The organism is Paenibacillus glufosinatiresistens (genome assembly GCF_031470375.1).
GTDB lineage: Bacteria > Bacillota > Bacilli > Paenibacillales > Paenibacillaceae > Paenibacillus_AQ > Paenibacillus_AQ glufosinatiresistens.
Genome location: NZ_JAVFHT010000039.1, coordinates 1 through 2,428 on the forward strand (window position 1 = coordinate 1; position 2,428 = coordinate 2,428).

General features: G+C 54.9%; 1 rRNA gene. It reads right to left on the reverse strand.

What is annotated here, in order from left to right:
- A 23S ribosomal RNA gene (locus RBI05_RS19190) occupies positions 1-2,428 on the reverse strand; the annotation flags it as partial.

Below are 2,428 nucleotides of genomic sequence, written 5' to 3' on the forward strand. Positions count from 1 at the left end.
TGGGAAATCTCATCTTGAGGGGGGCTTCACGCTTAGATGCTTTCAGCGCTTATCCCGTCCGTACATAGCTACCCAGCCGTGCTCCTGGCGGAACAACTGGTGCACCAGCGGTACGTCCATCCCGGTCCTCTCGTACTAAGGACAGCTCCTCTCAAATTTCCTGCGCCCACGACAGATAGGGACCGAACTGTCTCACGACGTTCTGAACCCAGCTCGCGTACCGCTTTAATGGGCGAACAGCCCAACCCTTGGGACCTACTTCAGCCCCAGGATGCGATGAGCCGACATCGAGGTGCCAAACCTCCCCGTCGATGTGGACTCTTGGGGGAGATAAGCCTGTTATCCCCAGGGTAGCTTTTATCCGTTGAGCGATGGCCCTTCCATGCGGTACCACCGGATCACTAAGCCCGACTTTCGTCCCTGCTCGACTTGTTGGTCTCGCAGTCAAGCTCCCTTCTGCCTTTGCACTCTTCGAATGATTTCCAACCATTCTGAGGGAACCTTGGGACGCCTCCGTTACACTTTAGGAGGCGACCGCCCCAGTCAAACTGCCCGCCTGACACGGTCCCTGTACCCGCTTAGGGTACCAGGTTAGAACCTAGATACGATCAGGGTGGTATCCCAACGGCGCCTCCACGGAAGCTTGCGCTCCCGCTTCTACGGCTCCCACCTATCCTGTACAGATCGTACCCAAATTCAATATCAAGCTGCAGTAAAGCTCCATGGGGTCTTTCCGTCTTGTCGCGGGTAACCTGCATCTTCACAGGTATTAAAATTTCACCGGATCTCTCGTTGAGACAGCGCCCAAGTCGTTACGCCATTCGTGCGGGTCAGAATTTACCTGACAAGGAATTTCGCTACCTTAGGACCGTTATAGTTACGGCCGCCGTTTACTGGGGCTTCGGTTCACAGCTTCGGGTTGCCCCTAACCGCTCCCCTTAACCTTCCAGCACCGGGCAGGCGTCAGCCCGTATACTTCGCCTTGCGGCTTCGCACAGACCTGTGTTTTTGCTAAACAGTCGCTTGGGCCTTTTCACTGCGGCCCCCTCGGGCTATTCACCCTACCGAGGCACCCCTTCTCCCGAAGTTACGGGGTCATTTTGCCGAGTTCCTTAACGAGAGTTCTTCCGCGCGCCTTAGAATTCTCTTCTCGCCTACCTGTGTCGGTTTGCGGTACGGGCACCTTCTCCTGGCTAGAGGCTTTTCTTGGCAGTGTGAGATCATGACCTTCGCTACTGTAATTTTCGCTCCCCATCACAGCCCAGCCTTATCAGTGTGCGGATTTGCCTGCACACCAGCCTCGCTGCTTAGACGGACATCCATCAGTCCGCGTCACTACCCTCCTGCGTCCCCCCATCGCTCATAACGGATTACGGTGGTACAGGAATTTCAACCTGTTGTCCTTCGACTACGCCTTTCGGCCTCGCCTTAGGTCCCGACTTACCCTGAGCGGACGAGCCTTCCTCAGGAAACCTTGGGCTTTCGGCGGATCAGATTCTCACTGATCTTTTCGTTACTTATACCGGCATTCTCACTTGTATGCGGTCCACCTGTCCTTCCGGTCAAGCTTCAATCTGCATACAACGCTCCCCTACCCCTGACGCTTTACGCATCAAGCCATAGCTTCGGTGGTGTGTTTAGCCCCGTTACATTTTCGGCGCAGAGTCACTCGACCAGTGAGCTATTACGCACTCTTTCAATGGTGGCTGCTTCTAAGCCAACATCCTGGTTGTCTGTGCAACTCCACATCCTTTCCCACTTAACACACACTTGGGGACCTTAGCTGATGGTCTGGGCTGTTTCCCTTTTGACCATGGATCTTAGCACTCACGGTCTGACTCCCGGATAAGCAGTCGATGGCATTCGGAGTTTGACTGAGCTTGGTAACCCTTGCGGGCCCCGCACCCAATCAGTGCTCTACCTCCATGACTGTACTTCCGAGGCTAGCCCTAAAGCTATTTCGGGGAGAACCAGCTATCTCCGAGTTCGATTGGAATTTCTCCGCTACCCCCACCTCATCCCCGCACTTTTCAACGTACGTGGGTTCGGGCCTCCAGTGCGTGTTACCGCACCTTCACCCTGGACAGGGGTAGATCACACGGTTTCGGGTCTACGTCCACATACTCATTCGCCCTATTCAGACTCGCTTTCGCTGCGGCTCCGTCTTCTCGACTTAACCTTGCATGTTAAACGTAACTCGCCGGTTCATTCTACAAAAGGCACGCCATCACCCCTAAATTGGGCTCTGACTTCTTGTAAGCACACGGTTTCAGGTACTCTTTCACTCCCCTTCCGGGGTGCTTTTCACCTTTCCCTCACGGTACTGTTTCACTATCGGTCGCCAGGGAGTATTTAGCCTTAGCAGATGGTCCTGCCGGATTCATACGGGGTTTCACGTGCCCCGCACTACTCGGGATCCGTCTCGGAG